Origin of the sequence: Haloarcula salina, from assembly GCF_010119195.1 — an archaeon.
Lineage (GTDB): Archaea > Halobacteriota > Halobacteria > Halobacteriales > Haloarculaceae > Haloarcula > Haloarcula salina.
This window is the reverse complement of the sequence record NZ_WRXL01000002.1, coordinates 375,801-402,775: the sequence shown is the minus strand read 5'-3', so window position 1 is coordinate 402,775 and position 26,975 is coordinate 375,801. Positions and strand designations below refer to the sequence as shown.

At 65.6% G+C, this 26,975-nt stretch carries 27 protein-coding genes and 2 tRNA genes; 14 read left to right on the top strand and 15 right to left on the bottom strand.

Annotated elements, in window-relative coordinates; translation table 11 throughout:
• Window positions 1-84 precede the first annotated feature (84 nt).
• The 3 genes from GM656_RS07010 to GM656_RS07000 form a co-directional block, all read right to left on the bottom strand.
• Window positions 85-327 (bottom strand): hypothetical protein, encoded by a 243-nt coding sequence (locus GM656_RS07010; protein WP_162412950.1) that lies wholly within the window; start codon window positions 325-327, stop codon window positions 85-87.
• Window positions 328-553: 226 nt separating this feature from the next.
• Complete coding sequence (locus GM656_RS07005; RefSeq protein WP_162412949.1) at window positions 554-967, bottom strand: hypothetical protein; 414 nt, start codon at window positions 965-967, stop codon at window positions 554-556.
• A 40-nt stretch (window positions 968-1,007) separates the two neighbouring features.
• Window positions 1,008-1,445 (bottom strand): pyridoxamine 5'-phosphate oxidase family protein, encoded by a 438-nt coding sequence (locus GM656_RS07000; RefSeq protein ID WP_162412948.1) that lies wholly within the window; start codon window positions 1,443-1,445, stop codon window positions 1,008-1,010.
• A gap of 175 nt (window positions 1,446-1,620) precedes the next feature.
• Between GM656_RS07000 and GM656_RS06995 the strand changes: the two genes are divergently transcribed.
• The 5 genes from GM656_RS06995 (at window position 1,621) to GM656_RS06975 (ending at window position 6,338) form a co-directional block, all read left to right on the top strand.
• On the top strand, window positions 1,621-2,205 hold the full coding sequence (locus GM656_RS06995; protein ID WP_162412947.1) for a response regulator transcription factor: 585 nt from the start codon (window positions 1,621-1,623) through the stop codon (window positions 2,203-2,205).
• Window positions 2,206-2,455: 250 nt separating this feature from the next.
• The gene (locus GM656_RS06990) at window positions 2,456-2,761 is read left to right on the top strand and encodes a hydantoinase B/oxoprolinase family protein (RefSeq protein WP_162412946.1); all 306 of its coding nucleotides are present in this window, start codon (window positions 2,456-2,458) and stop codon (window positions 2,759-2,761) included.
• A 278-nt stretch (window positions 2,762-3,039) separates the two neighbouring features.
• Window positions 3,040-3,816, top strand: a complete 777-nt coding sequence (locus GM656_RS06985; protein ID WP_162412945.1) for a glycosyltransferase family 2 protein — start codon at window positions 3,040-3,042, stop codon at window positions 3,814-3,816.
• Window positions 3,806-4,273: a GtrA family protein gene (locus GM656_RS06980; protein ID WP_162412944.1), complete on the top strand. Its 468-nt coding sequence runs from the start codon at window positions 3,806-3,808 to the stop codon at window positions 4,271-4,273. The genes GM656_RS06985 and GM656_RS06980 overlap by 11 nt, the downstream gene beginning before the upstream one ends.
• Entirely contained in the window at window positions 4,266-6,338 is a 2,073-nt protein-coding gene (locus tag GM656_RS06975) for an ArnT family glycosyltransferase (RefSeq protein WP_162412943.1), read from the top strand. The genes GM656_RS06980 and GM656_RS06975 overlap by 8 nt, the downstream gene beginning before the upstream one ends.
• A 63-nt stretch (window positions 6,339-6,401) precedes the next feature.
• Here GM656_RS06975 and GM656_RS06970 read toward each other — a convergent pair.
• Window positions 6,402-6,546, bottom strand: a tRNA-Met gene (locus tag GM656_RS06970).
• Between the two features lie 154 nt (window positions 6,547-6,700).
• Between GM656_RS06970 and GM656_RS06965 the strand changes: the two genes are divergently transcribed.
• Window positions 6,701-7,708, top strand: a complete 1,008-nt coding sequence (locus tag GM656_RS06965) for a DUF7115 domain-containing protein (protein ID WP_162412942.1) — start codon at window positions 6,701-6,703, stop codon at window positions 7,706-7,708.
• 142 nt (window positions 7,709-7,850) lie between these two features.
• Here the strand turns inward: GM656_RS06965 and GM656_RS06960 are convergent, their stop codons facing one another.
• On the bottom strand, window positions 7,851-8,222 hold the full coding sequence (locus GM656_RS06960; protein ID WP_162412941.1) for a DUF5830 family protein: 372 nt from the start codon (window positions 8,220-8,222) through the stop codon (window positions 7,851-7,853).
• A 74-nt stretch (window positions 8,223-8,296) separates the two neighbouring features.
• Here GM656_RS06960 and GM656_RS06955 point away from each other — a divergent pair, with 74 nt between their 5' ends.
• Window positions 8,297-8,959, top strand: coding sequence for a TVP38/TMEM64 family protein (locus GM656_RS06955; protein WP_162412940.1), 663 nt, complete (start codon window positions 8,297-8,299; stop codon window positions 8,957-8,959).
• Here GM656_RS06955 and GM656_RS06950 read toward each other — a convergent pair.
• Together GM656_RS06950 and GM656_RS19475 are read right to left on the bottom strand one after the other, a co-directional pair.
• On the bottom strand, window positions 8,934-11,573 hold the full coding sequence (locus GM656_RS06950; RefSeq protein ID WP_162412939.1) for a PAS domain S-box protein: 2,640 nt from the start codon (window positions 11,571-11,573) through the stop codon (window positions 8,934-8,936). The genes GM656_RS06955 and GM656_RS06950 overlap by 26 nt on opposite strands.
• Before the next feature lie 83 nt (window positions 11,574-11,656).
• Window positions 11,657-11,779 carry an HVO_2523 family zinc finger protein gene (locus GM656_RS19475; protein ID WP_277815043.1) on the bottom strand — a complete coding sequence of 41 codons (123 nt, stop codon included), beginning with the start codon at window positions 11,777-11,779 and terminating at the stop codon, window positions 11,657-11,659.
• 105 nt (window positions 11,780-11,884) lie between these two features.
• Here GM656_RS19475 and GM656_RS06945 point away from each other — a divergent pair, with 105 nt between their 5' ends.
• Window positions 11,885-13,405 carry a molybdopterin-dependent oxidoreductase gene (locus GM656_RS06945; RefSeq protein WP_162412938.1) on the top strand — a complete coding sequence of 507 codons (1,521 nt, stop codon included), beginning with the start codon at window positions 11,885-11,887 and terminating at the stop codon, window positions 13,403-13,405.
• A 42-nt stretch (window positions 13,406-13,447) separates the two neighbouring features.
• Complete coding sequence (locus GM656_RS06940; protein ID WP_162412937.1) at window positions 13,448-13,738, top strand: DUF7526 family protein; 291 nt, start codon at window positions 13,448-13,450, stop codon at window positions 13,736-13,738.
• Between the two features lie 94 nt (window positions 13,739-13,832).
• Here the strand turns inward: GM656_RS06940 and GM656_RS06935 are convergent, their stop codons facing one another.
• Complete coding sequence (locus tag GM656_RS06935; RefSeq protein WP_162412936.1) at window positions 13,833-16,997, bottom strand: adenosylcobalamin-dependent ribonucleoside-diphosphate reductase; 3,165 nt, start codon at window positions 16,995-16,997, stop codon at window positions 13,833-13,835.
• A 525-nt stretch (window positions 16,998-17,522) separates the two neighbouring features.
• Here GM656_RS06935 and GM656_RS06930 point away from each other — a divergent pair.
• A complete protein-coding gene (locus GM656_RS06930) occupies window positions 17,523-17,711 on the top strand; it encodes a hypothetical protein (protein WP_162412935.1) in 189 nt (62 codons plus the stop codon).
• On the opposite strand, the gene trpG is transcribed toward GM656_RS06930, so the two are convergent.
• From trpG to trpD, 4 genes are read right to left on the bottom strand one after another with little or no spacing between them, the layout of a single operon-like run.
• Window positions 17,708-18,331 (bottom strand): anthranilate synthase component II, encoded by a 624-nt coding sequence (gene trpG / locus GM656_RS06925; protein WP_162412934.1) that lies wholly within the window; start codon window positions 18,329-18,331, stop codon window positions 17,708-17,710. The two genes, GM656_RS06930 and trpG, sit on opposite strands and share 4 nt — an antisense overlap.
• Window positions 18,328-19,974 carry an anthranilate synthase component I gene (gene trpE / locus GM656_RS06920; RefSeq protein ID WP_162412933.1) on the bottom strand — a complete coding sequence of 549 codons (1,647 nt, stop codon included), beginning with the start codon at window positions 19,972-19,974 and terminating at the stop codon, window positions 18,328-18,330. The genes trpG and trpE overlap by 4 nt, the downstream gene beginning before the upstream one ends.
• Window positions 19,971-20,615 (bottom strand): phosphoribosylanthranilate isomerase, encoded by a 645-nt coding sequence (locus GM656_RS06915; protein ID WP_162412932.1) that lies wholly within the window; start codon window positions 20,613-20,615, stop codon window positions 19,971-19,973. The genes trpE and GM656_RS06915 overlap by 4 nt, the downstream gene beginning before the upstream one ends.
• Window positions 20,612-21,607: an anthranilate phosphoribosyltransferase gene (gene trpD / locus GM656_RS06910; RefSeq protein WP_162412931.1), complete on the bottom strand. Its 996-nt coding sequence runs from the start codon at window positions 21,605-21,607 to the stop codon at window positions 20,612-20,614. Before trpD ends, GM656_RS06915 begins: the two co-directional genes overlap by 4 nt.
• A gap of 178 nt (window positions 21,608-21,785) precedes the next feature.
• On the opposite strand from trpD, the gene GM656_RS06905 reads away from it, so the two are divergent.
• The 3 genes from GM656_RS06905 to GM656_RS06895 all read left to right on the top strand — a co-directional run bounded on the left by GM656_RS06905 (window position 21,786) and on the right by GM656_RS06895 (window position 23,495).
• Window positions 21,786-21,860: transfer RNA gene (locus tag GM656_RS06905), tRNA-Val, on the top strand.
• Between the two features lie 473 nt (window positions 21,861-22,333).
• Window positions 22,334-23,077 (top strand): class I SAM-dependent methyltransferase, encoded by a 744-nt coding sequence (locus tag GM656_RS06900; protein ID WP_162412930.1) that lies wholly within the window; start codon window positions 22,334-22,336, stop codon window positions 23,075-23,077.
• A 58-nt stretch (window positions 23,078-23,135) separates the two neighbouring features.
• The gene (locus GM656_RS06895) at window positions 23,136-23,495 is read left to right on the top strand and encodes a helix-turn-helix domain-containing protein (protein ID WP_162412929.1); all 360 of its coding nucleotides are present in this window, start codon (window positions 23,136-23,138) and stop codon (window positions 23,493-23,495) included.
• On the opposite strand, the gene GM656_RS06890 is transcribed toward GM656_RS06895, so the two are convergent.
• Together GM656_RS06890 and GM656_RS06885 are read right to left on the bottom strand one after the other, a co-directional pair.
• On the bottom strand, window positions 23,492-23,983 hold the full coding sequence (locus GM656_RS06890) for an HTH domain-containing protein (protein ID WP_162412928.1): 492 nt from the start codon (window positions 23,981-23,983) through the stop codon (window positions 23,492-23,494). The genes GM656_RS06895 and GM656_RS06890 overlap by 4 nt on opposite strands.
• Before the next feature lie 169 nt (window positions 23,984-24,152).
• Entirely contained in the window at window positions 24,153-24,485 is a 333-nt protein-coding gene (locus GM656_RS06885; protein ID WP_162412927.1) for a lycopene cyclase domain-containing protein, read from the bottom strand.
• Between the two features lie 107 nt (window positions 24,486-24,592).
• On the opposite strand from GM656_RS06885, the gene GM656_RS06880 reads away from it, so the two are divergent.
• A complete protein-coding gene (locus GM656_RS06880; protein WP_162412926.1) occupies window positions 24,593-25,735 on the top strand; it encodes a CBS domain-containing protein in 1,143 nt (380 codons plus the stop codon).
• Between the two features lie 68 nt (window positions 25,736-25,803).
• Here the strand turns inward: GM656_RS06880 and GM656_RS06875 are convergent, their stop codons facing one another.
• Window positions 25,804-26,817, bottom strand: a complete 1,014-nt coding sequence (locus GM656_RS06875) for an NADP-dependent oxidoreductase (protein WP_162412925.1) — start codon at window positions 26,815-26,817, stop codon at window positions 25,804-25,806.
• Window positions 26,818-26,975 lie beyond the last annotated feature (158 nt).

The following is a 26,975-nucleotide window of genomic DNA, read 5'->3' as shown; positions in this document are numbered from 1 at the left end:
TCCGATCGGTGTGTCAATCGTTTCAATTGAGACTATCGACGACGGACGCTGTCGGTCGAATCGGGAACGGACCGCGTCGGCGTCTCACTCTCCCCGGTGGGTGTGACCGACGTAGAGCGCCACCGCGTTACAGGCGACGAGCGCGACGAAGGCCGCTCGGGTCGATCCGGTGTTCAGGCCGGAGACGAGGAGCGGGACGTAGAGGAAGGGGAGGGCGATCGCCGTCCAGAAGGCGACACCGCGGACGGCGGAGACGACTGACGCGTCGAGACGCGGCAGGGCCGCGTCGAGCAGGGCGAGCAATTCGTGGGCTGACGAACTTGACATGCGAGGGCTGTGTCCGACGTTTCTACTGGAGATATCTTATAAGTACCAGAGCCTTCCAGCCGTTTCGAGACGTTTCACGGGCAATTACTGACTAACTGCACATTTCACGACGAGCAGAGAAGTGAGGAGACGTTTTATCGACGGCTCCTGGCCGGTCTCGCGGGGCAACGGCCGTCGAACGCACAGCGTTCTCATCTCGGTCGGGATCGCCGACACGGAATCGCGGTCAGGGACCGAGGAGCGAGACCGTCACCTCGTGGCCGACTGCCGGCGGCGTGACGCTGTCGACGACGTGGGACGGGAGCGACTCGCGCCACGCCTCGACGCGCTGCTCGTGGTACGCGCGGTGCCGCTCGACCGAGTAGGTCTCGGCGTCGTCGTCGCGGAGTTCGTCGGCGGTGTCGTCGGGCGTGGGATAGGCGGGCGCGTCGTCGACCAGCAGCGTCGACGGTGCGAGGTGAATCGTGTCGTCGTCCGCGTCGCCCGACTGGACGAGGTGCAACCGGGCACGCATGCGTCCGCTGAACGGCGGCGTCACGCGCAACACCGCGTCGGAGCCGTCGGCAGTCGCTTCGGCAGCCGCGACGAGGTCCTGTGCGCTGATGGCGAGCGATCTGAGCTTCGTTGGGTCTGAGTCCATGGTTGAGTTGTCCGTCTCACGTCGCTCGGACGCCCACTGGTCACATCCGGTCGCTGTAGTCCCAGGTGTGGAGGCGGTCGGGGGCGATCGCGAGTCGCACCTCCTGCCGGTCGGGCGAGAGGAGGCGGTCAGCGATTGGCGCGTCGGTCCCGCCAAGGTACCGCTGTAGGAGGTCCCTAAGGAGTTCTTTGTCCTCGTCGGCAGTTATGGAAACCGTTCCGTTCCCCCGGACGCCGCGGTAGGGCGGTTCGTTGGTGGACACCTCGAACGACACCGTGGGGTCGTACTCGAGGTAGTCGACGACCGCCGCGTCCGCGCCAGTGGCACACTCGAAGACGCCGTCGGCGAACCGATACCACAGCGAGAGCATCCACGGTCGGTCCGCCGGCGTTCGACAGCCGAGGCGGATGGGGACGGTCGCCTCGTCGAGAAACCGCTCCGTCTCCGCCAACGACCACGGCCCGGAGGGTGTCACCATTGCGAGTCTCTTGGGTCGCCCCGATGTTAACCTCTCGGCCGGCGACGCGGCAGCCCAGAGCGCCAGTCGTGGCGCCGTAGAAAATCACATCTGATAATTTACCGCATGGATTTATATCGACGTGTTACCCAGAAGTCAAGAGAGCCATCACGGCGATTGAGAGGGAGGGACAACAGTGCACGAGAGTGACGGTACGAAGGGCGCAACGGTCCTCGTCGTCGACGACGAGCACGACATCGCGGAGTTGTACTCGGCGTGGCTGGTGTCGGACCACGAGGTCCGGACGGCCACCAGCGGAGCGGACGCGCTCGATCGGCTCGACGACGAAGTCGACGTCGTCTTCCTCGACCGCCAGATGCCGGGTATGACCGGCGACGAGGTCCTCGACACCATCGAGCGCCGCGCCGTCGAGTGCTCGGTCGTCATGGTGACGGCGGTCGATCCGGACTTCGACATCGTCGAGATGCCGTTCGACGAGTACCTGACGAAGCCCGTCTCGCGGAGCGAACTGCTCGAGACCGTCACGGAGATGCTCGCGCGGACGACCTACGACGAACGGATTCAGCAGTACTTCGCGATGGCCTCGAAGAAGGCGACGCTGGAAACGGAGAAGAGCACCGTCGAACTCGAGGCGAGCGACGAGTACCGTACCGTGAGCAGACGTGTCGACGAACTCCGCGAGGAGACCGACGCCGTGGTCGAGGAGATCAACGACTTCGAGTCGGTGTTTCAGGAGTTCCCTGGCAGCGGCATCCCTTGAGCGGACAACTTTGTGACCGACCGTTGGTATACGGACTCCCCCGGAGAGGGGACGGACATGGTAACCGACCGAGTGACGAGAACGTGCCTCGCAGACGCCGAACGCACGTCGGCGGCCGACCGGGCCCTCCAAAGCCGATCGCGACTGCGTGTGTGTGTGTGTGTGTCGAGCCGAACAGCGACCGATTTGCGGGCGACAGCGGGGTGATACGCCACCCGCCGCCGGGTCTAGTGGCGTCGACAGTCAGGCGATGGACGGGACAGAGACGCGACTCGGCGTCGGCTTCGCCGGGACCGCCCCGCAGACGTCCGGTGCGATCAGCGCCGTCTTCGCGGTCACGGCGCCAGCCACCTACTACGTCGTCCGCTGCGTCACGGACCCCGACATCCCGCCGAGCCACGGCCGGTACCGACCGGTAAGCGTCGAGTACCCGAAAAGACCCATCGTCAATCCCGAGTCACCCACCGCGGTCAACGGCGGCTCCCCGGGGACGATGGACAACGTCACCTTCGGTCACCGAAGAGATATCGCCACGAGAGATCTAACTGTCTTCTAGATCGGTTGTTGAGCATCCACAGATCGATAGCCATTTGTCACTTACTGGTTTCGGAGTCAGGTATTGAGCCAATTTACATGGCAGATGTCCCGGTACAATCCAATTTACAACATATTGGAGACCAACTATTCTAGTGCCGCTCTTTCCCATTATCGCCACAGAAGTGATAGACATGACCGACACCTAATATTATTAAAATACCAATAGGAGTACGTTTTTGAAAGAGTCTGTTTATCTAACAATTCGAACGATGAGATCTCTATCACTGGGGGGGCGCGATGGACACCAATGACTCAGTGGGGATCGTCATCCCCGCGTACGACCCGGACATCCTCACGTTAGAGCGGTACATCCAGTCGATCCGTGACGAACTTGTGCCGCAAACGATCCGTGTCGAACTAGATACGCCTCGCCAGACGCATATCAACCAACTCAAACAGACTGCCGACGTGGTCAACGTCGCTACCACCCGCCGCGGAAAAGGCGGGGCAATAATGGCCGGCTTTGATGCCGTCGATACCGACATTCTTGCCTTCGCGGACGCGGATGGATCTGTGCCGCCTGACTCACTTCGCGACGTGATCCGCCAGTGTCAAGCAGGGACAGCCGACGTCAGTATCGCTTCTCGGCGGCATCCGTCGTCTCACATCGTCGCCCATCAGACAGTCATCAGGAAGTTACTCGGAGACGCCTTCGCGTTCGCAGCACGAACAGTGCTCCCGACAAACTGTCGTGATTATCAATGCGGTGCGAAGGCCGTCCTGGCAGACGCGTGGAGTTCAATCGGACACCACTGCTACGAACCCGGCTTCGCGTGGGATCTCGAGTTCGTTAGTGTCGCGGGCTCGCTCGGATACGAGATCGCCGAAGTCCCAGTCGACTGGGAAGACCACCCCGATTCGACAGTTGATCCGATTGCGACATCGCTTGAATTGGCGACCGCACTCGTGGATGTAAAACGCCGTACCGACGCAATTGCAACGAGTCCGAGACACCGGAACGCGACGCCTACCGATCACTCGAAACTCATGAAGATCGGGAACGATGGCGATTAGCTTCCGGCTCGATTCCCTCCTCCATCGGGCACGGATTGGTCGGTTCGCTTCCGTCGGCGTTATCGGGGCAACGCTGGAGACCGCTGTCGTGGCAGTACTCGCCGGTGCATTTGGAATCAGTCCCCTTCTGGCGAAGGCGGCCGGCGCGGAACTGTCTATCTCGACGATGTTCGTGATCAACGACCGCTGGACGTTTGCCAATGAGGGTCGTTCCGATGCGGGGTCAAGCATCAGACGGTGGCAGAAATCTCACTGTGTCCGGATCGTCGGGCTCACCGTGGCTTTCGCGACGTTGTACGTCTTGACAAGCGTCGTAGCTATCACACTCGTATTCAAGGGGTTCGATGTCTGGCCGGTCGTCGCAAACACGATTGGGATCGGTGTCGGGATGACGATAAATTACGTCGCGGAGTGCCTGTTCACGTGGAACGTACTCGAAGGAGCCAGCGATGTCTAATCCCAAAATAGAGCAAATCGTACAACGAACTGGTCTAACACGTGAGTCGGGTGAGACGGGACGGCAATACCTCCGTCGTATTGGAGACGAACACGACATCGAAGACGAACGTGTCGAGGAAGCGATATCGCGAGTGGCGAAAGAATTCGATCCCCAGGCCGAGTGGACTTCGGCCGACGAGGAGGCCGTGACACAGTTTATCGACGCTATCGAAACGGAGCGAGCGGCAGATACTCCCAACTCGAAGTCACGTGAGACCCAAAGTCCGACGAAGAGAGCAAAGACAGGAAAGACCGCAACCGATGACTTCCTCGCACAAAGGTCTGCTTCGATCACCGAGGGAGGTAATCGAACCCAGTGGTTCAACAAGGAACGTCTCCCGTGGCCAGATACCACCATATTCCGTGAGCAAGAGCGTATAGAAACTGTCGATTACGGGATCATTGCCGCACTCGTCGCTCTCGGCCTGTACGTGTTTGTTTACAATATTGGAGTGGAACCACTCACGCGATGGGACGAGAGTATTTACGCGAACGTTGCCCGGAACATGGTCGTGAACGGTGATTGGCTCGTTCCACACCTGTACATCCATCCACAGAAACCAGGTGTCCGGTATCAACCATTTCTCGAAAAGCCACCGTTAGTGTTCTGGCTTCAAGGCATTTCGATGTCGGTGTTCGGTGTCACGAGGTTCGCAGCTCGGTTGCCGGTCGGTCTCTTCGGAGTCCTCTCGGGTGTGGTGGTGTATCGGTTCGGTGCCGTGCTGAGAGATCGGTTGGCGGGGGTCGTCGCCACGTCAGTTCTGCTCACGACGCCGATTATCGTCCTGAGAGATCACGGTGGACGGACTGCGAGTACGGACGTTCCGCTGCTGTTTTTCGGAACGCTGTTTCTATACCTCACATGGCGAGCACTCACCGAGGATCGTCCCTCACTACTCCCATTCGTTGGAGTGGTTGCTGGTCTCGCCCTGTTGACCAAAAGTTTCAACGCGGGAATCTTTGTAATCGCCAGTGCGCCGCTCGCCCTGTCTCGTGTCAAGATGTTTCTCTCTCGAGACAGCGCAAAGATGGTCGGATTAACCGTTGCGGTCGTACTGCCGTGGCCGGTGTACGCGTGGTCCCAGTACGGAGATGAGTTCCTCTACCAGATTTTTTTGCAACAGGTCCTCCAGCGGGCCACTGGAGAGTCGTTCGCCACCTCGTCGGGGACGTTGTTCGAGTTCATGCGATATCCGTATTTCGCGGAGTTTCCGGAGTTCTTTGGCCCGTGGACGTACCTGCTGTTACCTGCGGCCGCTGGGACAGTTCTCTCCGGCAAGCGGTCCGGCAGAACTGCCGGGCCGCTCTTACTCATCTGGTGGGCGACGACAACGCTCGGGTTCTTTGCAGTCACCGGAAACCATAGCTGGTATATCATGTCGATGTTCGTCCCCTGCGCGCTCCTCATCGGACTGGCCGTTAGCGACGCGGCCAGCGGTTCGGTCCTCGCGGGGGCCGGTCTCGGCATCGGGCTGATAACTCTTCTCGCAATGACCGGTGTGTCGGTGGCGGGACTCATCCTCAGTATCGGCCTCGCCACGGTCGTCTGTTTTCCATACTACGTCGATCTGGCGGAACCTGAGCGAACCACTGGCGACTGGCAAGTCGAGCGCGTCACGGTCGCCTTGTTGGTCTCTGTGCTTCTGATTGCCACCGTGGTCGGCACTCCGCCGGCCGGAAATAGCCAACCACAGTTCACCGATACGGAGGAGCTCGGCCGGACGGCGAACGAGGTGACCCCTCCCGGCGCGACGATAGCCATCGTCCCTAGATTCGGGAAGATCTGGACGTTCACATTCTTTGCAGACCGAAATTACGAGGGCGTAACGCCAGCTGAATTAGCGACTGAACCCGGCGGTACTTACGCTCTGGTGGCGAACGAAACCCTCGAGCGGTCCGGACGAGAATACACGATCCTCCACGCTGGGACCGAGATGCGACTAGTCCGACTCGACACACCGTCGAAGCAACAACGTACTGCAAGACCGTCACGAGTCACTGGCTATCGAACGTTGACCGGCTAAACCGTACGCCGGCAAAGACTATGCTTTCAGCGTCGCTACCCGAAAATATCGTTGGTATAGGTATGCCCGGGGAGGGCTCCGAACCCTCGATCTCCGCATGGCCCAGGTCCGGGGCGTGACGAGCGCCCCTGGGTCATGACGGTGGAAGTGCCGCATGAGTCGAGAGACCCTATGAGTGCGGCGCTATGTCCAGCTAAGCCACCCGGGCGCGGGTGCATTCAGGCGTTGGCCGCTAGCCGTCTTGAAGGTTCTCATCTCCGCCGGGACTGGGTCGCCGTCTCACGGTGTGTGGCCCGTTCGGCCGTGATAGCCGCTGATAATCGACCCGCGGATTTAAGCCACCACGCAGGTATGCAGGCAGTATGGAGATACCAGACCTCGTCCGGCGGGAACTCGGGGACGAGGAGGTCCGATCCGGCGTCAACCTCGGCGACGAGGACGCGGCCTGTTTCACGCCGACGCGGACGCTCGTCTACCGCGGCGAGGGGTTGCTCAGCGACGAGAAGGTCGAGAGCTACCCCCACGACTTCGAACGGCTCACGGTCTCCGAGGGCCGACGAAAGACGAAGTTCACGCTCGTCTACACCAGCGAGAAGCGCGAGCTATCGGTCCCCGGCAGCCGCGGCGACGCCGTCCTCAAGCGCCTGCTCGAAGGGAAGCTCACCGCCTCGGGCGGCATCGACGCCGACGAGACGCTGGCCGGCGTCTTCCGGTTCAGCGAGCTGACGCTGGTCGTCACCGACCGCCAGTTGCTCAAGCACATCGGGAACGTCACCTGGGACGCCGACTACGAGGCGTTCTCCTTCGACGACGTGACCGGGCTGACGTTCGAGGAGGGGAGCGTCGCCACCGCGATCGTCCTCTCGTTCAACGACCGCCCCGAGCGGATCAAGGCCCCCTCCGAAGAGGCACCGGTCCTCCGCAAGACCCTCGAAGGGGCCCTGTTTTCCTACTACGAGGTCGACTCGCTCACCGAACTCAACGCCGAAGTCGCCGCGGACGAAGCCGACGGCGAGAGCGGGAACGGGGCCGGCGATGGGCTGAGCCTCAACACCGGCATCGACCCGCTCGTGAGCGACGACCCCGGCGAATCCGGCGACGGTACCGACCGGCAGGCCGCGACGGCACAGGCGGACCAGGACGGGAGCGCCGGCGCGACCGCAGAGACCGGCGGCCAGGGGTCCGACTCGCTCGGTGTCGCGACCGACGCAGAACCCGAGACGGTCGAATCGTCGTCGAACGGCGACGTCGCCGCCCTCGAATCCCAGGTCGCGGAGCTGACCGCCGCCGTCGAGCGACAGAACGAACAGCTCCAGAAACAGGAGCAGACCATCAAACAGCTCATCAAAGAGCTTCGACAGGGCCGCTGACGGACAGAGAGTGGATTGTTCTCGCTGTGTCGATAGTCGCTCGACAATCGAGAGTGGCTACGCGTTCCGCGGCCCGCCTGCGCTCGCGGGTCGTTCCTCCCCGCTCGCTACACCGAGAGCCCCCACTCCGTTCGGGCTCTCGCTACGACTCTCTCCCCAACACCTTCCGAATACACGTCGACCCGAACGGTCCGAGCTCGCCGCCCTCGAACTGGACGAAGTGGCCGGTCCCGATGGCGGACCCGCAACGCTGGCAAGTGAAATCGCCCTCGCGGACCACCACGTCGCTCTCGAACTCCACGTAGGTCCCCTGCGAGCGCGGGCGGACCATGCCGTCCTCGCGCTCGACGATGCCGCGCATCACCGCGGTGTCAAGGATCTCGCGCTGGACCTGGGGGTTCGTGGTCACCGTCTCGATGCGGTCGAGGGCGTCGGCGACGGATAGCTCCCCGTGTTCGAGGTGGGCGAGCAGTTCGACGCCGAGTTCGACCGGGTCGCGTTCGCTCCCGGACACGAACGCCGGTTCGGCCTCGCGAACATAAAAGATACCACAAAGCGTTTGTCGCTCGCTACCGCTCCGTAGCATAGATGGACCGCCTCGCGAAGCGACAGCTGGTGAGTACGACCGCGCTGGTGGTCGTCGTCGCCGCCGCGACGACGCTGCTGACCCCCGAGCGAGTCGTGGCGGAGACCACGCACCTGGCGGACCACCCCGTCTACCTCGCCGGCGTCATCGTGGGGCTGTACCTGATCCGTCCCTTCTTCGCGTGGCCGACGATGCCGCTGTCGGCGTTCGTCGGCTTCGTGCTCGGCGTCGGCTACGGTTTCCCGGTGGCGCTGATGGGCGCGCTCGTCACCTGTCTCATCCCCTATCGGTTCGCGCTGCGGGCCGGCGAGCAGGGCGGGATGTTCGGCTGGCTGGGCGACTCCGGCCGACGGATCATCGAGGTGACCGGCGAGACGCGGGGCGTCCTCGCGGCGCGGCTCTCGCCAGTCCCCGCCGATCCGGTCTCCTACGGGGCCGGGTTCGCACGCGTCTCGCCGCGGTCGTTCGCCGTCGGGACCTTCCTCGGCGAGATTCCGTGGGTCGCCGTCGAGGTGGCCGCCGGCGCGTCGCTACGGTCGCTGACGCTCACGGGTCTCAGCCTCGAGGCGCTTCCGCACGTCCTGTTGCTGTCGGCGGCGCTGGCCGTCCTGGTGCTCGCCGGCCCGGCCTACCGACACGTCACCGATCGCCCCGGGCCGTCGTGAACTCGAAGCGCGCGCCGCCGACCTCGCTCTCGGTCAAGTCGACCGACCAGCCGTGGGCCTCGGCGATGTCCCGGACGATAGCGAGACCGAATCCGGTCCCAAGCTCGCTGGTCGTGTAGCCGCGTTCGAACACCCGGTCGCGCTCCGACGGCGGAATACCGACGCCGTCGTCGGCCACGTAGAAGCCGTCGTCCGTCCGGCCGACGGTGACGGTGAGCGGGGCGGGGGCGTCGACGGGCGTCGAATCGTGGTCGACGGCGTCGTCAGAACGCGTTGCGTCCTGACTGCACGTGGAGCCGTGCTCCACAGCGTCCTCGGGAGTCTGCGAACGAGGGTTCGTCGAACCGTGTTCGACGGCATTTCGAAAGAGGTTCTCGAACAGTTCCCGGAGACGGGCCGGGTCAGCCTCGACGGTGACCGATCCCGACTGGCTTAGCGTCGCTTCGCCCGTGTCAACGTCGGCCCATGCCTGGGCGGCGGAAGCGGCGACGTCGACGGCGCTCGTCTCGCCGACCGTCGCGCCCTGTCTGGCGAGCGACAGCAGGTCGTCGATGAGTTCGCCCATCCGGTCGGTCGCGGAGGCCGCCGCGTCGAGATGCGAAAGGTCACCGGTCTCGCGAGCCAGCGAGATCCGGCCGTCGACGACGTTGAGCGGGTTCCGGAGGTCGTGGCTGACCACGGACGCGAACTCGGCGAGTTGTCGCTCCCGGGCCTTCCGTTCGCTGATGTCCCGGATGACGCCGGCCGTGCCGGCGAACTCTCCCGCGGGTGCGGGCAGGAGCGCCATGTGAATCTCGACCGGTGTGGGGTCGCCGTCGTCGTCGACGAGTTCCGTCTCGAAGGTCACGTTCTGCCGGTCAGCGTCGGACAGCATCTCACGGATGAGCTCGTTGCCGCGGTCGATGTCCTCGTCGCTCATCACGGTCGAGATGTGCGCGCCGACGAGGGCGTCGGGCTCGTGGCCCGTCATGTCCTCGACGGCCTCGTTGACGTAGGTGAACACGCCCTCGTCGTCGAGCGTGTACACCGGATCGCCGACGGCCTCGATGATCGTCTCGTAGCGTTCGAGTTCGCGCTCGCGCTCCCTGCGCTCGGTCGTCTCGCGTAACACGCCGACCGACCCGACGAACGCTCCGTCGTCGCCGAACAGCGGGGCGACCTTGTCCTCGTTGATCCTGATCGTCCCGTCGGCGTCGACGGTCCGCATCTCGAACGAGCCCCAGGTGCGCTCGTCGTCGCGGACGAGGTCGCGAATGAGGTCGGTCCCCCGCTGTACGTCTTCGTCTGGCATGAATCGGTTGGGGGCCGAGCCGACGATTTCGTCGCGGTCGTAGCCGAGGTGGTCGGCCATCGCCTCGTTGGCCATGCGGATCGTGCCGTCGGGGTTGAGGACGTACATCGGGTCGCCGACGTTCTCGACCAGCGTCTCGTACTGCTTTCGCTTCTGTTCGCGGCGTTTCCGTTCCGTGATGTCGCGGCCGATTCCGGCCACCCCGAGCGTCTCGCCGTTCCGGTCGTCGATCGCCGAGCCCCGGAACTCGTACAGCAACTCCTCGCCGTCGGCCGTCACCAGCGGCGCTTCCGCGCTCCCGTGACTCACCGCCATCGTCCGCTCGATCGCGCGACCGATCTCGTCGTGGTGCGACTCGGCGATGAGGTCCCACACGTCGAGCGAGGCCAGCTCCTCGTCGGTGTAGCCGGTCACCTCGTTGACGACGCCGTTCCATCGGATCAGCGAGCCGTCGGTCCCGATGAGGTAGAACGCGTCGTCGATCGCGTTGATGAGGTTCTCGGAGAACTCCCGCTCGGCCGCCAGCTCCCGTTCGCGTTCCTTCCGGGCGGTCACGTCGGTGATGAACCCCTCGAGGATCTCGACGCCGTCGTCGGTCTCGTCGACGACCCGCCCGCGCTCCCACATCCAGCGCGTCTCGCCGTCGGCCGTCTCGACCCGATAGGTGACCTCGAACGGTTCGCCGGCCTCGATGCACGTCTGGACGGTCTGCCAGAGCCGCTCGGCGTCGGACTCGTCGATGAAATCGCCCCAGGAGACCTCGCCGCGCTCGATGGCCTCGGAGCGGTACCCGACCAGCTCCGCCGCACCGTCGCTGACGAACGCCATCGGCCAGGCGGCCTCGTTGCGCGCCCGGTACACCATCCCCGGGAGGTTCGAGATGAGCGTCGACAGCATCCGCTCTGACTCTTCGAGCGCCGACTTCGCTCGCCGCTCGCCGACGGCGCGCTCGATGCGGTTCGCCAGCACCGCGTACTGGTCCGTCCCGACCCCCTTCTGGAGGTACTCGGTGACGCCGGCGGAGATGGCGTCGCTCGCGATCTCCTCGTTGCCCTTCCCGGTGAAGAGGATGAACGGGAGGTCGCCGTGGTCCTCTCGGACGGCCCGAAGGAACTCCAGCCCGCCCATCCCCGGCATGTCGTGGTCGCTGACGACGCAGTCGAACGACTCGGTCGACAGCCGTTCGAGCCCGTCGGCCGCCCGCCGCTCGGTACAGACGGTGAGGTCCTCGTGGACTCGCTCGAGGTGGAGCGCGACGAGATCGCCGAGGTCGGGGTCGTCGTCGACGTGCAGGACGCGAATCTCCCCACCGTGGCTGCTCATTACCACTCACGTCGTTGTTCCAGCGTAATAAACCCGCCAGCGGCGCACTGCTGTCCCACGACTCACCAGGCCGGCGGCGGCAATCAGTAGAACGTGTCGGCGCAGTCGTAGACGACGCCGTGCTCCGGGCAGACGTACTTGCAGTGGCGGTGGTACATCGCCCGCTCGCACAGCGGGCACGGGCGACCGCCGGCGTCCTCGGTCATGGGAGACGCGACGGCGTCGCGGGGCTTCGCTCTTCCGGTGTCTCGGAACGGAGTCGGGCCGAATTTGGAACAACGCCTTTTGGCTGGTAGCGCCTCGATACGGCCATGACGGACGACCTCTTGGACACGCGCGGCGGCCGACTACTGGTGAGCGTCGCCGCGGCGGTCGCCGGACTGGCCGGGTCGTACGCCCTGAGCGGCTACACCCCGACGTTCGTCGTGTCGCCGGTCGAGCGCGCGCTCACGCGGGCGATGCCGGGCATCGTCGTCTCGACCGCCATCTCGACGCTGGGGAGCCTCGGACAGCAGCTCAATCTCCTGCTCGCGGTCTGTCTCACCGGCCTGCTCGTCGCCCTGGCCGCGCGGGCCGCAATCCTCACCGGCCAGGCGGCGAACAACCGTCTCGTACCTGCGGTCGGGACCGCCGCCCTGACGTGGGGCGTCGCGGTCGTCCTCACGGGCGAGAGCGTCCTCGCCGCCGGGCCGGCCGTCGCCGCGGCCGCCGTCGTCGCCCTCGCACAGACCCTCGACAGTTTCGGCGGACCGGTCGCCCCGATCTCCTCGAAGCGACGGCGGGCGCTCTCGACGACCGGCGTCGCGCTCGGCGCGGCCCTGCTCGGCTACGCGGCCGGCGAGCGCCGGTCGCCGCGGACGGCCGACGACGACGCGCCGTCGCTCCCGACTGCAAGCGCGGACGTGGCCGACATCCAGCGAAAGCTCGCCATCGCGGAGGACGCGTCGCTGGACCTCGGCGACATCGACCCGCTGGTCAGCGAGCGCTTCTACGAGGTCGACATCAACTCCATCGACCCCGACCTCGACGCCGGGACCTGGTCGCTGTCGATCACCGGGGCCGTCGAGGAGGAGATCACCGTCGACTACGAGGAGATCCAGTCGATGGCGGCCGAGAACCGATTCGAGACGCTGCGCTGCGTCGGGGAACAGCTCAACGGGTACAAGATGGACACGGCGCTGTGGACCGGGGTCCCCATCGAACCGCTCCTCGACGAGGCCGGCGTCCAGAGCGGCTGTGACTGCGTCATGCTCCGTGCCGACGACGACTACTTCGAGGAGTTCCCCATCGAGGCGCTCCGGCGCGGGATGCTGGCCTACGGCATGAACGGCAAGGTCCTCCCCCGCGGCCACGGCTACCCCGTCCGGGCGCTCGTCCCGGGCCACTGGGGCGAGATCAACGTCAAGTGGCTCACCGAGATCGAGGTGCTCGAACGGGAGGCCGACGGCTACTGGGAGCGGCGGGGCTGGCACGGGACCGGCCCGGTGATCCCCGTTGCGAAACTCCACTACGAATCGCTGCTGGACGACGGCCGTCGCCGCGTCGGCGGTCACGCCTACGCCGGCCTGCGCGGCGTCGAGCGCGTCGAGGTCTCGACCGACGGCGGCGAGACGTGGGCCGACGCGACACTCTCGGACCCGCTGCCCGCGGCCGACGGCGAAGGCCGCGCAGGGGACGCCTGGCGGCAGTGGGAGTACACCTACGACCCGCCCGCGGGCGGCCACACCCTCGTCGTCCGAATGGTCGACCGCGACGACGGAGTCCAGCCCGAAGCGGAGGCCGATCCCTACCCCAACGGTCCCTCGGGATGGGTGTCGAAGCGGTACGCATAACGAAGCGGGCGACACATACCGGTTCGGCCGCAAGCGACGGGTATGGACGAGACGATCACCGGCGAAGTCATCCACGTCGTCGGCCCGGACGAACTCGACGACTACGACCTCGAATCGGACCTCGCGTCGCTCGCGGCGTCGCGCTACGTCGTCGTCTGCCGGAAGGGCGGGCGGCCGTCGTGGGTCGAGCGCGTGTGGGCCTTCCTCCGTCGACGGCCCATCGAACCGGTCACGCTCGTCACGGACACGGCGGTCGAGGAGGGCCAGGAGATCACGGCGACCGCCGAGGAGACCGCCGTCGCCGGCGTCTACGACGTGACCGAACTCAGGTAGCCGGCGCTGGGCGCGAGCGACGGGAAAAGCGGGCCGCGGGCGGATGCGGCGAAATCAGGCTCCGTGTGTCACAGTCGTCGGCGACGGGCCGGTCTCAGCACTCGGACCAGCCGCAGGACTCGCAGGTCTTGCAGCCCTCCGAGTAGTACAGCGAGAGCGAGCTACATTCGGGGCACTCGGGGCTCTCGCCGGCGTCGATGATGTCCTGCTGGTCGCCCGAGGCGGCGTCGGCCTGCGCGGCGGTGGCCGCCGGACCGCCAGCAGACTGCGTCTGCTGTGCTCCGGAATCGAGCGATTCCGGACCGCCGTCGGTCTGGGTCGCGGCGTCGGCCTCGCCGTCCTCGTCTTCGGCGGTCTCCTCGAGCGTGACCTGCTGCGGGTAGGCCTTGTCGACCTCGCCGTCGAGGTAGCGACGCAGGGCCGTCCCGATGGCGTCCGGGATGGACTGGATCTGCTCGCCCTTGTCCCAGGCGACCTTCGGCGACCGGATGCCCTGGAGCTCGTCGGCGATCTCCTCGGGGTCGACGCCCGAGCGGAGCGCGGTCGAGATGGTCTTGGCCAGGGCCTCGGTGAACGAGGCCGTGAAACCGCCGGAGTTGCCGATGTTGGCGAACAGCTCGAACGGCCGGTCGGCCTCGGGGTCCTCGTTGATGTTGACGTACAGCTTCCCGTAGCCGGTGTCGATGCGCTGGGTGACGCCGTGGAGCACGTCCGGCCGGGACTGCTTCTTGGCGAACTCGGCATCCGCGTCGCCGTCTGCGACGCTCAGAATCTCCGCGACGGAGTCGTCGATAGCGGCCCGGACGGCCTCGTCTTCGAGGAAGCCCTCGATGCCGCCGAAGACCTCCTCGATCTGGGCGACGACCTCCTCGGCGTCCATGTCGGCGAACTCCGTGTTCTGGGCGCGCGTCGTCAGCACCTGCTTCGAGCGGGTGCCGTCGCGGTAGTAGGTGACGCCCTTGCCGCCGTGGTCGTAGATGTACTCGAACACCGCGGCGGCGTCCTCGATGGTGGAGTCGTTGGGGGCGTTGACCGTCTTCGAGATGGCGGAGTCGACGCCCTCCTGGCAGGCCACCTGAATGCCGGCGTGCTGTCGCGCCGAGAGGTCGCCCGTCGTGACGAACAGTTCGCCGATGGCGTCCGGGACCGTCGTGAGCCCGTCGACGCCGTCGAACTCGTTGTTCGCCATCTGTTCCTGGGCCTCCTCCTTGACGGCGTCGACGTCGATGTCGTTGTCCTCCAGGGCGCGCAGGAAGTAGTCGTCGAACTCGACGAGCATCTCGTCGCCCTGCACGTCGTCGGAGACGTTCTTGTAGTAGGCGACGTTGTAGATCGGCTCACAGCCGCCGGTGGTGTTGCCGATCATCGAGGTCGTGCCCGTCGGCGCGATGGTCGTCGTGTTGTGGTTGCGGATGGGGTAGCCGTCTTCCCAGTCGTCGGCGTCCTCGCCGGTCTGCTTCTCGAACCACTCGCGGTACTCGGTCGGGGTCGCGTACTTGGAGTTGTCCCACTCCTCGAAGACGCCGCGGTCCTCGGCGAGTTCGTGGCTGGTGGCCTTCGAGCCGTGGTTGATGTGGCGCATCGTCTGCCGGGCGATCTCGTTGGCCTCGTCGGTGCCGTAGGCGACGCCGAGCTGGATGTACAGCTGGGCCAGCCCCATGATGCCGAGGCCGATCTTGCGCATCTCGCGGACCTTCTGCTCGATCTTCTCGACCGGGAAGTCCGACATCGTGACGACGTTCTCGAGGAAGCGCGTGCCGAGTTCGATGCGGCGGTCGAACTCCGCCCAGTCGATTGCGTCCTCGAGGAACGCCTCGATGGCCGCCTCGGTCGAGTCGTACTCGTCGCCGTGCTCGGCGGACCAGACGCGCCAGTCCGGCGCGTCCTGGGCGGCCAGCGTCGAGAGATTGATGTGGCCGAGGTTACAGGCCTCGTACTCTTCCAGGGGCTGCTCGCCGCAGGGGTTGGTCGCGAGGATCTGGTGCTCGGGGTGTTCCTCCACGTCGAAGGAGTGCTGCTTGTTGACGCGTTCGAGGTAGATGACGCCCGGCTCGCCGTTCTCGTGGGCGCCCTGCACGATGCGCTCCCAGAGCTTCTCGGCGGGGATGGAGAGGACCTCGCCGGCCTCGACGTACTCGCCGAGGTCGAACATCTCGTAGAGCTCCTCGGTCTGTTCGGTCGCGACGTGGGGCTCCTCGGTGCGGGGGTTCGTGAACGTGAACTCCTCGCCGTTCTGGAGCGCGTCCATGAAGTCGTCGGTGATGCCGACGGAGATGTTGAAGTTCGAGAGGTGGCCCTCGACGGCGTTGCGGAGGTGCTTGGGCACCTTGCCGTCCTCGTCGATGAGCTCGCGGGACTCCTCTAAGGCCTCGGCGAAGGAGTTGTGCGTGAAGTCGTCGGGGTCGTTCAGGCGCAGCGTCTCGGCCAGCGAGACGTCCTTGTTCTTGGCGTGGATGAACTGGATGACGTCGGGGTGAGAGACGCGCATGACGCCCATCTGTGCACCGCGGCGGGCCCCGCCCTGCGCGATGGTCTCGCACATCTGGTCGTAGGTCCGCATGAACGTGATCGGCCCGGAGGCGATGCCGCCGGTGGAGCCGACGGGGTCGCCGTACGGGCGGAGCTTCCAGAACGCGTAGCCCATGCCACCGCCGGACTGGAAGACCTGCGCGGCCTCCTTGGCGGTCTGGTGGATGTCGTCGATGTCGTCGCCGGGCGAGTCGACGAAGCAGGCGGAGAGCTGCTGGAGCTCGTCGCCGGCGTTCATCAGCGTCGGCGAGTTCGGCATGAACGAGAGCTGTTCCATCTGGTCCTGGAACGCGTCGGCGACGGACTCGACGTGGTCGCGGACCTCCTCGGGGAGCTCCGGAACGACGGTGTCGTAGGCGAACTTGTTGACGTTGTAGACGGAGAGCTCGGTCTCGGCGTCGTCGTCGACGGCAGTCCCTTTCCCGAACACCTCGGCCGCGAGTTCGTCGCGGCGCGGGTGGTCGGGCTTCAGCTGCTCGGGCGTGACGGTCACGTCGGCGCCCCGCTTGTTCGCTTCGAAGACGGCCTCGGCGAGCGCGATGTTCTTCGCGACCCGCTGGAAGAGGTCTTCGGGCTCCTCGACGAGGTCGCCGTTGGCGTCCTTCCGGAGATAGCGCGCCGGGAGGATGTTGTGGTAGGCGTTGCCTGTGAGCCGTTCTTCGAGGGTGTCCCCGTCGGTCCGTTTGATCGGAAGCGTGATCTCGTCGGCGGAGAGGTCGCTGTTACTCATCGCCCGTTCCTCCGCCCGGCAGCGGCCCGCTGCCGGTCGATACCCCGTTCAGTGGCTACCCGTGTTCCGGTCATTTCTGGCGGCAGATACGTATTCATCGATGGCGTTTAATCCTTCCTTCTTGGCTGCGAGTTCGGCGCGACCGCACTCGCGAGACAGCGTCGCAACTACGGTGTTCGTCGGTCTGTGCGAGCGACGCGGAGACGATAGTCGCGTACATCGGAATAGATGCGCCGGACTCTTCTTAATAGTGTGTAGACCGCAGTGAAAGTGAAATCGGCTCCCACGGAACCCCCGGACGGGAGCGACATATCCAGTCGAAACAGCAGGGGGTTTCGGACCGAGATAGCCGCCGACTAACGGCGAGTAGGAGCCGAATACAAGTGCGTCAGACGGACTGCAGTCATGCGATTTCCCAAATAGAGCGGCGGCCCGCGCACCGCCGCAATTCGCCGCGTCGACCGACCGCCCGCCACGTCCGATCCAGCCACGAAGTATTTCCCGCCGGCCGTCGTTGTCCACCGTATGCTCTGGCTCCTGCAACTCGGCGGGGTCCCCTCGCTGCCCGCGCTGCTGGGCGGCCTCCTCGTGATCGCGCTCGTCCTGCTGGTCGGTCGGTTCGTCATGAAAATGGCGTGGCGAATCGTGGTTCTCGCCATCGTCGCCGTCGCCGTCCTCTGGCTGCTCGGGATGCTGGGCTTCCAGATTATCTAGAGTCCAGCGAGGAAGTTCCGGATCACGTCGTGACCGACCGAAGTCAGGACGGACTCCGGGTGGAACTGGACGGCCTCGATGGGATGCTCGCGGTGACGGACGCCCATCACCAGTTCCGTGCCGTCCGCCGTCTCAGTCGTCGCGCTGACGACGAACTCGTCAGGGACGCCCTCTGCGACCAGCGAGTGATAGCGCCCGCCCTGAAAGCCCTGTTCGAGGCCGCGGAAGACGCCTTCGCCGTCGTGATCGATGGGGAAGGCCTTGCCGTGGATAGGCTCCGGCGCGCGACCGATGGTGCCGCCGTAGGCGTACACCGCCGATTCGAGACCGAGGCAGACTCCGAGGGTCGGCACGTCGGGACTGATCTCGCGGAGCACGTCGAGCGTGACGCCCACGTCGCGCTCGTTCTTCGGGTGACCCGGGCCGGGCGAGAGCACGATGGCGTCGGGGTCGAACGCTCTCACGTCGTCGAGCGACGCCGTGTTCCGGACGACTTCGGTCTCGGCGTGTTCGGAGACGTACTCCACGAGGTTGTACGTAAAGGAGTCGAAGTTGTCGACGAACAGGACCCGCAGGTCGTCCCTGACCGCGTCCTCGCCGGCCGGTCGCGACGCGCTCATCGGGGCACCTCCCCGGCGTGCTCGTCGCCGTCGGTCGTGTCGGCCTCGTCGCCGTCGGTTCTATCGAATCCGTCGGTCGACCGGTCATCCTCGATGCGCTCCAGCGCCGTCAGCACGCCGTCCATCTTCTGTTCGGTCTCGACGTACTCGCTCTCGGGGTCCGAGTCGGCGACGATGCCCGCGCCGGCCTGGACCGTGATGCGGTCGGACTCGTCGGTGTCCTCGATGGTGGCCGAGCGGATGACGATGGCGAAGTCTGCGTCGCCGCCCCAGTCGAAGTAGCCGACGCCGCCGCCGTATGGCCCGCGCGGCGAGCGTTCGAGCTCGTCGATGATCTCCATGGCTCGAATCTTCGGTGCGCCCGAGAGCGTTCCGGCGGGGAACGTCGCGCGGGCGGCGTCGAAAGCGTCCTTCTCGGGCGAGAGCCGGCCCGTAACCGTCGATTCGATGTGCTGGACGTGGCTGTACTTCAGGACGTTCATGAACTCCTGGACGCGGACGCTGCCGGCCTCGGCGACCCTGCGAACGTCGTTGCGTGCCAGGTCAACGAGCATCGTGTGCTCGGCGCGCTCCTTGCCGTCCGCGAGCATCTCGCCGGCGAGGCGGCGGTCCTCGACCGGGGAGTTCCCTCGCGGGCACGTGCCCGCGATGGGGTTCGAGACGACGTGGTCACCGGCCACGGAGACCAGCGTCTCCGGGCTCGCGCCGACGATGGTCAGGTCGTCGTAACCGAGCAGGTACATGTACGGCGATGGGTTCACCGCCCTGAGCGCCTCGTAGAAGCCGAGCGGATCGACCTCGCCGTACAGCTCGCGGGTCCGCGAGATGACGCCCTGGTAGATGTCGCCCGAGAGGACGTACTCCTTGGCGCGCTCGACGGCGGCCTCGTACTCGTCCTGCGGGCCGGCTACTTCGCGTTCGCGGCGGAAGCCGCCGGTCGAGAGCGGGCCGAGGTCCGAGAGCACGGCGTCGACGCGTTCGGCCTCGGCGACCAGTTCGTCGTAGCGTTCGCCGGCGTCTTCGTCCTGTCTGACGACGGGCGTGAACACCAGCGAGACGGTCTCCTCGACGTGGTCGAACCGGACCGTCGACGTGGTCAGGACGAACTGGGCGTCCGGGAACCGCGAGTCCGGGCGGTCGAGGCCAACCTCGTCGAGCCAGAGGTCGTAGACGGCGTCGTACGAGAGGAAGCCGACGAGGCCGCCTTCGAGGTGCTGGCGGTCCATCTCCGGGAAGTTCCGGAGGGTCACGTCCGGCATCGCGGCGCGGAGGTCGTCGACCACGTCGCCGCCGTCCGTCGTCACGAGGTCGGCGTAGCGCTCGTCGAGGACCTGTACCTCGCTGTCGTCGCCGGTGACGGTGACGACCGCCCGCGGGTCGTAGCCGACGAACGAGAAGCGGGCGTGGCGGTCGTCGGTCTCCGGGGCGAACGCGCCGTCCGGGTCGCTGGAGGCGACCTTCTCGGCGCTCTCCAGTAGGAACGTGTAGTCGCTCTCGGCCGCGTCGCCGGTGCGCCCGCTCAGCGCCGCGTAGGCGGCGAGCGGCTCCACGTCCGCGTCGAGTTCGGCGGCTGTCCGAACGACGACTGGCCGGTCCGCTTCGGCCTGCTCGACGAACGCCTCGCGGGAGAGGTCGAGACTCATGCCGACCCCTCCGTCGCCCGGGTCGCGTTGCGGACGAACCGCTCGACGGCGTCGTGATCCTTCCGGCCGCCCTCGGACTCGACGCCGCTGGCCACGTCGACGGCGAACGGGTCGACCGTTTCGACGGCGGCCGCGACGTTCTCGGGCGTCAGTCCGCCGGCGAGGACGACCGGAACGTCGAGCGAGTCGACGAGGTCGCGCGTGCGCTCCCAGTCGTGAGTCTCGCCCGTGCCGCCGCCGCCGTCGGCGTCGACGGAGTCGACCAGCAGAGCGTCGGCGTGGGCCGCGTAGTCCGCGATGTCGGGCGCGTCCGCCGAGACGACGGCGACGATGGACTGGGTGATCCGGCTGTCGAGCGCGCCCAGTTCCGCCGGCGAGAGCCCGTCGTGGACCTGCACCGCGTCCGGTTCGACCGCGTCGACGCGCGTGACGGCCTCCTGGACCGTCGTCGGCATCGTCACGAGGACGCTGGTCACGAGCGGCGGGACGCCGTCGACCAGGTCTGCCGCCGTCGCTTCGTCGACTTCGCGGGGCGTGTCTACTGGGACGCCGTGGATGACGCCGACGGCGTCGGCTCCGGCCGCGACGACGGCGTCGCGGTCCTCGTCGTCGGTGACGCCACAGATCTTCACGCGCGTCATGCCCCGACCAGGTCGTCGAGCTTCGCCGCGGCGTCGCCGGACTCGATCGCGTCTCGCGCCAGCTCGACGCCCTCCTCGTGGGTGTCGGCGACGCCGGCGACGTAGATGGCCGCGCCGGCGTTGGCGAGGATGATGTCCCGCTTCGCCCCGGTGAGCTCGCCGGAGACGATACCGCGGAGGTCGGCCGCGTTCTCCGCGGGCTCGCCGCCCGCGATGTCCTCGATGTCGTGGGTCTCCAGGCCGATGTCCTCGGGCGTGATGGTGTACTCCGCGATCCGGTCGCCGGTGACCTCGGCGATGGCCGTCTCGCCGTGGATGGCGATCTCGTCGAGGCCGCTGCCGTGGACGACGAGCGCGCGTTCCACCTCCAGACGGGCCAGCGCCTCGGCCATGACCGGGACGAGGTCGGGGTCGTAGACGCCGAGGACCTGCGCGTCCGCGTCGGCGGGGTTGGTCAGCGGCCCGAGGATGTTGAAGACGGTCCGGATTCCGAGTTCCTTGCGCGGACCGATGACGGCCTTCATCGCCGGGTGGAACACGGGCGCGAGCATGAAGCCGATGCCCTCGCGCTCGATGGTCTCCTCGACGTCTTCGGGTTCGGCCTCGATGTCGACGCCGACCTCTTCGAGCACGTCGGCGCTCCCCGAGGCCGACGACACGGAGTAGTTGCCGTGCTTGGCGATCGGAACGCCCGCCCCCGCCGCGACGATCGCGCTCGTCGTCGAGACGTTGATCGTGTTGTAGTCATCGCCGCCCGTCCCGCAGGTGTCGACCATCCCCTCGCGGTCGGGTCGGATGGTCCGCGCAGCGTCGCGCATCCCCTCCGCGAAGCCGGCGATCTCGGCTTCGGTCTCTCCTTTCGCCCGCAGCGCCGTCAGCAACGCACCGATCTGAGCGTCGGTCGCGTCGTCGAAGACGGTCGTCGCGACGCGGCGCGCTTCTTCCTGTGTCAGGTCCTCTCCGTCGGTGACGCGTTCGATATACTCCTTCATTGTATTCACCAATGGACTTTTTCGTGTTGTGATGTACAAATCCGTACATCGACTTAAGCCTATCGGGCCGGTACGTCTCCGAGGCGGGTGTGGGGCCAATCAACAGACGCCGTGGCGATACCGAATTCGAAACCTTCAATTATACCCCCGGGATACAATGAGGTGTACCTCGCAGTGAGGGTTCGTGGTCTAGGTCGGTTATGACACCTCCTTGACATGGAGGAGGCCGGCGGTTCAAATCCGCCCGAACCCACTCATTCTGTCGCGAGCATCCCGCGAGCGACGAAATCGTGCGTGAGGGCGATTTGAACCCTGTAAGGCGAGCGACGCGGATCTTCATTCGGTTCACAATCCGTCCGACCCATTTTGTGGATGTCACCGGAGAACGTCGCGAGTCTCGGTTCGTGTCACGATCTGTTCGGACTCGTTCTATCGACTCTTCGCGAGCGAACGGTGTGCGTTCGAGTCACGACAGCGTGGACGCGAGTCGGTAATGGAACAGATACGCAGGACGGACGGGCTTTTGAAGGTGTCTGCGACACATCTAGAGATATCGAAGTTTGGTCGGCTTAATGTGTGGTTTCGCGGTTACGGGCTCCATATCGCCCATCTGTCCCACGAACCTTATTACCCACTTATGTGGATAAGTGACGGATAGTGATAGGGGCTCCCGATTGAGTAGCGCATCAAGCAGACCGCAGTCGGCGGCTCTCGCTACCCCACGACATGACATCGACAGTCTTCAAACAGCTGTATCGGTCGGCGCTCGCCGATTCGGAGCGACTGGACGAGGATTCAGTGCTCCTCGACATCGGCGCGAAAGACGGCAAGATAGCGTCGGCGCTGGCGGACGCGATCGGCTGTCGGGCGATCGTACTCGACATCGACTTCGACGAGGACGCGACGGATCGCGACTGCGATCTTATCAGAGGCGACGGGACGGAGATTCCGCTTCCGGACGACAGCGTCGACGCCATCGTCTCGAACATGGTGTTCGAGCACGTCCCCGACGAGGAGGCGCTCATCGCCGACACCGCGCGCGTCCTCTCTGACGACGGCGTGTTCATCTCGATCTGTCCGAACCGCGCTTGGCCGGGCGACGGGCACGGGTATCCGCTGGGGATGCCGTGGTTACCGGAGTCGATCGGCGGCCGTGTGGCCCGGCCGTACGACCAGAAGTACGAGCGCGGCGAGGGCTGGTACAGGGAGGCGTACCACCCGGTGTGGTCGATCACCGTCCGCAGGGAACTGAGCAGGTACTTCGAGACCGTGGAGTACCGATCCGGAGACCTGCTTGACCTCGATCTCGACGCGTCGAACGGGAAACAGCGGTTACTGGAGACGTTCGCAGAGCCGCTCGAACTGGCGTTTTCCTCGCGGCTCGGGCGGCGACTCGTCGAGGCGGTGTTTCCGACGCCGGTGTACGTCTCGAAGCATCCGAAGCGCGGCAGGCGGCGTCCGAACGGGTGAGTCGCTGGCTCGTTTCACCTTCCAGAACTTTCTTGATGAAACCCTGACAGTGACAGGTATGGACAGCCTCGACACGGCCGACTCGTTCGAACAGTTCGTCCTGCTCTCGGTCGTCGAACTGACCGTCGCGGGAGAGACGCCGGTACACTCCTACGACGTGGCCCAGACGGCGAAGGCACACCTCGACGACCTCGAGCGAGAGCCATTCGGTGGCGTCGAGCGGCAGGAAATCATCGCGGCGCTCCGGACGCTCGCCGACGCTGGCCTGTTGACGAAAGCGCGGACGGAGTCGGCGACGGGGAAGGGGCGACCGGCCTACGAACTGGCGGTCGAACCGGAGGAGGTACTGACGATGCTCGAGGGGGCGGAGTCGTTCGGTCCCTACGTCGAGACGATTCGAGCGGAGACCGCGGACTAGACCACGCTGACGCCGCGTCGCTCCTGTTCGAGCGCGGGCGGCTGCCCCGCTTCGAGGCGTTCGAGACGGTCGACGATGGTGTGGACCGTGTCGCCCTTGGTGCAGGGCGCGACGTGGGCGAGCTCGTCACCGTCGTACTCGGCGAGACCCATGACGGGGAGCGTCATCGCGTCGTAGGCCGACTCGGCGGCCTCGGAATCCACCTGCGTGCGCTGATAGAACGACTCGAACGAGACGTTGTTCGAGAGCGCCCACTGCTTGAACTCGGCGACGCGGTTCAAGATGAACTGCCCTTCCGCCGTTCCGGCGGCGGCCGACTGCGGAGCGATCTGCTTGCCCCAGACGATGACGTTGAAGCTCGCGATCTGGTCGTTCTCTTCGAGCGTATCGAGGCGGTCGATGACCTCCTCCTGGCGTTCGTGGGCACCGTCGGGGAGCATCGACCGGACGTAGAGCTCGATGTGAGGTGTCGGGATAGTGTCAGTCATGGCTGGTCGATGCAACTCTCGGCTGACACATATAGCTACTGTGGGAGGTGACGGCATACGCCGGATTGGGCGCTCGGTAGCCCTATTGTGGGAAATCGTGACATTCACTCAATGGTAGCGTTTCCAGTTGCTGGACGAATTGCCGCGTGAGTTAGGGCTGTAAAACGGGTTAGCGTCCTGACCGTTCCGTGCTATCGTCACTCGTTCGGACCCGGAGCGTTTCGTGGATACCGAGGACGAGTGCGGGGACGACGACGATGAAGATGTGTTCCTCGACGGGGATGCCGAGCAGGTCGACGCCGGTCCGGAGGTCGATCGAGAAGACGCCGACGGTGAGAGTGTACCAGTCCCAGACGTACGCGATCGGGTAGAGAACTGCGATGGTCCGGGCCGCCTCGCGGAGCGCGCCCGCCCGCCACAGCAGCGCGAGGGCGACGCTCCCCCAGACGACCTCGGTGACGAGGTAGGTGTACGGACCGAAGACGCCGATGTCAGGGAGCACAGCTAAAGGTTGGTTCCAGCGGCCTAAAGCTTGGCCCGTCTCCCGATTCCCAGGAACTAAACCAAGGTTGATAACCCTTCACGTAGAACCTCGAACTGTGAAGCACGATGGATATTGCTGATATCGCCACCAGAGAGTTTGTCGAGGTTGACGCCAACAAGCGCCTGGGGAAGGTTCGATCTATCTTCGAGCGCGAGAACCCCAAGGGCATCATCGTCACGGACGACGGTGCGTACGCTGGCGTTATCACGCAGAAACAGTTGGTCCAGTCCCACGTCGAGGACAACGCGAAAGCGGGGGCGATGACGCGCTCGGCCCCGAAGGTCGGGCGCACCGACGACGTGCGCGAGGTCGCGCGCGTCCTCGTCGAGGGCGGGGTGAAACTCGCCCCCGTCTTCGAGGCCGGCGAGCTCTGGGGAATCGTCACCGAGGACGATATCCTCGACGCCGTCCTCGAGAACCTCGACGCACTCACCGTCGAGGACATCTACACGCAGGACGTCATCACGGTCTCGGAGGACACCAACGTCGGGCAAGTCGTCAATCTCCTCCGGAAGCACGGCATCTCCCGGCTCCCCGTGCTCGACGAGACCGACAGCCTGACCGGCATGGTTACCCGCCACGACATCGTCGACGTGGTCGTCCGCGACATGAATAAGGCGACCCGCGGCGACCGCGCGGGCGAGATCGAGCGGGTCCTCGACCTCCCGGTGTACGACGTGATGAACAGCCCCGTCGAGACGGTTCGAGTGGGCGATTCCGTCGAGGACGCCGTGGCTCGAATGCTCGAAAACGACTTCGCCGGCCTCGTCGTCACGCCGGAAGACGACGACAGCGCGGTCGTCGGCATCCTCACGAAGACCGACGTGCTCCGGGCGCTGACCTACACGGAGGAGGAACACATGGACGTGCAGATCACCAACATCACCCTCCTCGACACCATCTCCCGGGAGGACATCCGAGCCGACATCGAGACGGTGGCCGACAAGTACCAGGCGATGCAGGTCCAGCACGCCCACGTCCGGTTCCACGAGCACAAGGAGAAACTCCGCGGCACGCCGCTCATCCAGTGTCAGATCCGCCTCCGAACCAACAAGGGGCAGGCCGCCGGCTCCGGTGAGGGATACGGGGCCGAGACCGCCTTCAACGTCGCGCTCGACAAGCTCGAACGGAACGTCCTCGAACTGAAGGGCGTCCAGGCCGACGAGGAGTACCGCGGTCAGCTCCTCCGCAAGCTCGGCGAACTGTAAGGCGATACCCCCGTTTTCGCGCTCGCTCTCTCGCTTTTCCCGGCCGACAGGAGGGTCCGCTCGCCGGGCTACCGGTCCGCCACTTTGACGAGCTGTTTCCCGATGTTGTCGCCCTCGAACAGTCCGAGGAACGCGTCCGGCGCGTTCTCGAGCCCCTCGGTGACGGTCTCGCGATACGCGATGTCGCCCGCGGAGACCCACTGCCCGAGCCGAGTCGCGGCCTGCTCGAACCGGGGTTCGAAGTCGGACACCAGGAACCCCTCGACGGTCGCCCGGGTCTGGATCACCTGCGACAGCTTCCGCGGTCCGACGGGCATCTCCTCGGCGTTGTACTGTGAGATCTGTCCGCAGACGGCAACGCGCGCGTCGGTGTTGAGCCGGGTGAACACCGCGTCGGTGATCTCGCCGCCGACGTTGTCGAAGTACGCGTCGACGCCGTTCGGCGCGGCCTCGTCGAGCGCCGCGCGGTAGTCGTCGGTCGCCTTGTAGTTGATGCCCGCGTCGAAGCCCAGGTCGTCTTCGAGGAAGGCCACCTTCTCGTCGGAGCCCGCGAAGCCGACGACGCGCGCGCCCCGGAGCTTCGCGATCTGGCCGGCGACCGAGCCGACGGCCCCCGCGGCACCGGTGACGACGAACGTCTCGCCGGCCGACGGCCGGGCCACCTCACGCGTCCCGAAGTACGCGGTCAGACCCGGCATGCCGAGCACGCCGAGGGCGGTCGAGATCGGTGCGCGATCGGGATCGACGCGCGTGAGCGCCGGGCCGGGTGCTGTGGCGTACTCCGCCCACTGGAGGTCGCCGGTCACGACGTCGCCGGCCTCGAACCCGGCGCCGTTCGACTCAACGACCTCGCCGACGACGGCCCCGCGGAGGGGGTCACCGACGTCCCACGGTTCCGCGTACGACTCGGCGGCGCTCATCCGGCCGCGCATGTACGGGTCGACCGAGAGGTACAGCGTCCGCACGAGTGCTTCGCCGGGCCCGGGTTCTGGGACCGGTTCCTCCGACAGGTCGAACGTGTCGCGGCCGGGGGTTCCTTCAGGGCGTTTCGCCAGTCGGTACACGCGATGTGTCTGCGACATCGGTTTCGTTAGCCCGGTCTACCGAAAGGGGGCTTCGAAAGGAGAAAGAACCACTGGTTCAAAGTTTATTTTACATTTTCGACAGGGGTCCCGATCTGTCGAATGGTGCATATGAGCAGGAGCCAAGGGGTGCCCGCCGCGTCGAGAGTACAGTTCCG

Coding starts and splice junctions, on each gene's coding strand:
- GM656_RS06985 (WP_162412945.1), top strand. CDS start 3,040: ATGGACACCAATGACTCAGTGGGGATCGTCATCCCCGCGTACGACCCG.
- GM656_RS06990 (WP_162412946.1), top strand. CDS start 2,456: ATGGACGGGACAGAGACGCGACTCGGCGTCGGCTTCGCCGGGACCGCC.
- GM656_RS06945 (WP_162412938.1), top strand. CDS start 11,885: ATGACGGACGACCTCTTGGACACGCGCGGCGGCCGACTACTGGTGAGC.
- GM656_RS06900 (WP_162412930.1), top strand. CDS start 22,334: ATGACATCGACAGTCTTCAAACAGCTGTATCGGTCGGCGCTCGCCGAT.
- GM656_RS07005 (WP_162412949.1), bottom strand. CDS start 967: ATGGACTCAGACCCAACGAAGCTCAGATCGCTCGCCATCAGCGCACAG.
- GM656_RS06875 (WP_162412925.1), bottom strand. CDS start 26,817: ATGTCGCAGACACATCGCGTGTACCGACTGGCGAAACGCCCTGAAGGA.
- trpE (WP_162412933.1), bottom strand. CDS start 19,974: ATGAGTCTCGACCTCTCCCGCGAGGCGTTCGTCGAGCAGGCCGAAGCG.
- GM656_RS06930 (WP_162412935.1), top strand. CDS start 17,523: ATGCTCTGGCTCCTGCAACTCGGCGGGGTCCCCTCGCTGCCCGCGCTG.
- GM656_RS07010 (WP_162412950.1), bottom strand. CDS start 327: ATGTCAAGTTCGTCAGCCCACGAATTGCTCGCCCTGCTCGACGCGGCC.
- trpD (WP_162412931.1), bottom strand. CDS start 21,607: ATGAAGGAGTATATCGAACGCGTCACCGACGGAGAGGACCTGACACAG.
- GM656_RS06975 (WP_162412943.1), top strand. CDS start 4,266: ATGTCTAATCCCAAAATAGAGCAAATCGTACAACGAACTGGTCTAACA.
- GM656_RS06880 (WP_162412926.1), top strand. CDS start 24,593: ATGGATATTGCTGATATCGCCACCAGAGAGTTTGTCGAGGTTGACGCC.
- GM656_RS06940 (WP_162412937.1), top strand. CDS start 13,448: ATGGACGAGACGATCACCGGCGAAGTCATCCACGTCGTCGGCCCGGAC.
- GM656_RS06950 (WP_162412939.1), bottom strand. CDS start 11,573: ATGAGCAGCCACGGTGGGGAGATTCGCGTCCTGCACGTCGACGACGAC.
- GM656_RS06955 (WP_162412940.1), top strand. CDS start 8,297: ATGGACCGCCTCGCGAAGCGACAGCTGGTGAGTACGACCGCGCTGGTG.
- GM656_RS06935 (WP_162412936.1), bottom strand. CDS start 16,997: ATGAGTAACAGCGACCTCTCCGCCGACGAGATCACGCTTCCGATCAAA.
- GM656_RS07000 (WP_162412948.1), bottom strand. CDS start 1,445: ATGGTGACACCCTCCGGGCCGTGGTCGTTGGCGGAGACGGAGCGGTTT.
- GM656_RS19475 (WP_277815043.1), bottom strand. CDS start 11,779: ATGACCGAGGACGCCGGCGGTCGCCCGTGCCCGCTGTGCGAGCGGGCG.
- GM656_RS06915 (WP_162412932.1), bottom strand. CDS start 20,615: ATGACGCGCGTGAAGATCTGTGGCGTCACCGACGACGAGGACCGCGAC.
- trpG (WP_162412934.1), bottom strand. CDS start 18,331: ATGAGCGCGTCGCGACCGGCCGGCGAGGACGCGGTCAGGGACGACCTG.
- GM656_RS06890 (WP_162412928.1), bottom strand. CDS start 23,983: ATGACTGACACTATCCCGACACCTCACATCGAGCTCTACGTCCGGTCG.
- GM656_RS06965 (WP_162412942.1), top strand. CDS start 6,701: ATGGAGATACCAGACCTCGTCCGGCGGGAACTCGGGGACGAGGAGGTC.
- GM656_RS06980 (WP_162412944.1), top strand. CDS start 3,806: ATGGCGATTAGCTTCCGGCTCGATTCCCTCCTCCATCGGGCACGGATT.
- GM656_RS06895 (WP_162412929.1), top strand. CDS start 23,136: ATGGACAGCCTCGACACGGCCGACTCGTTCGAACAGTTCGTCCTGCTC.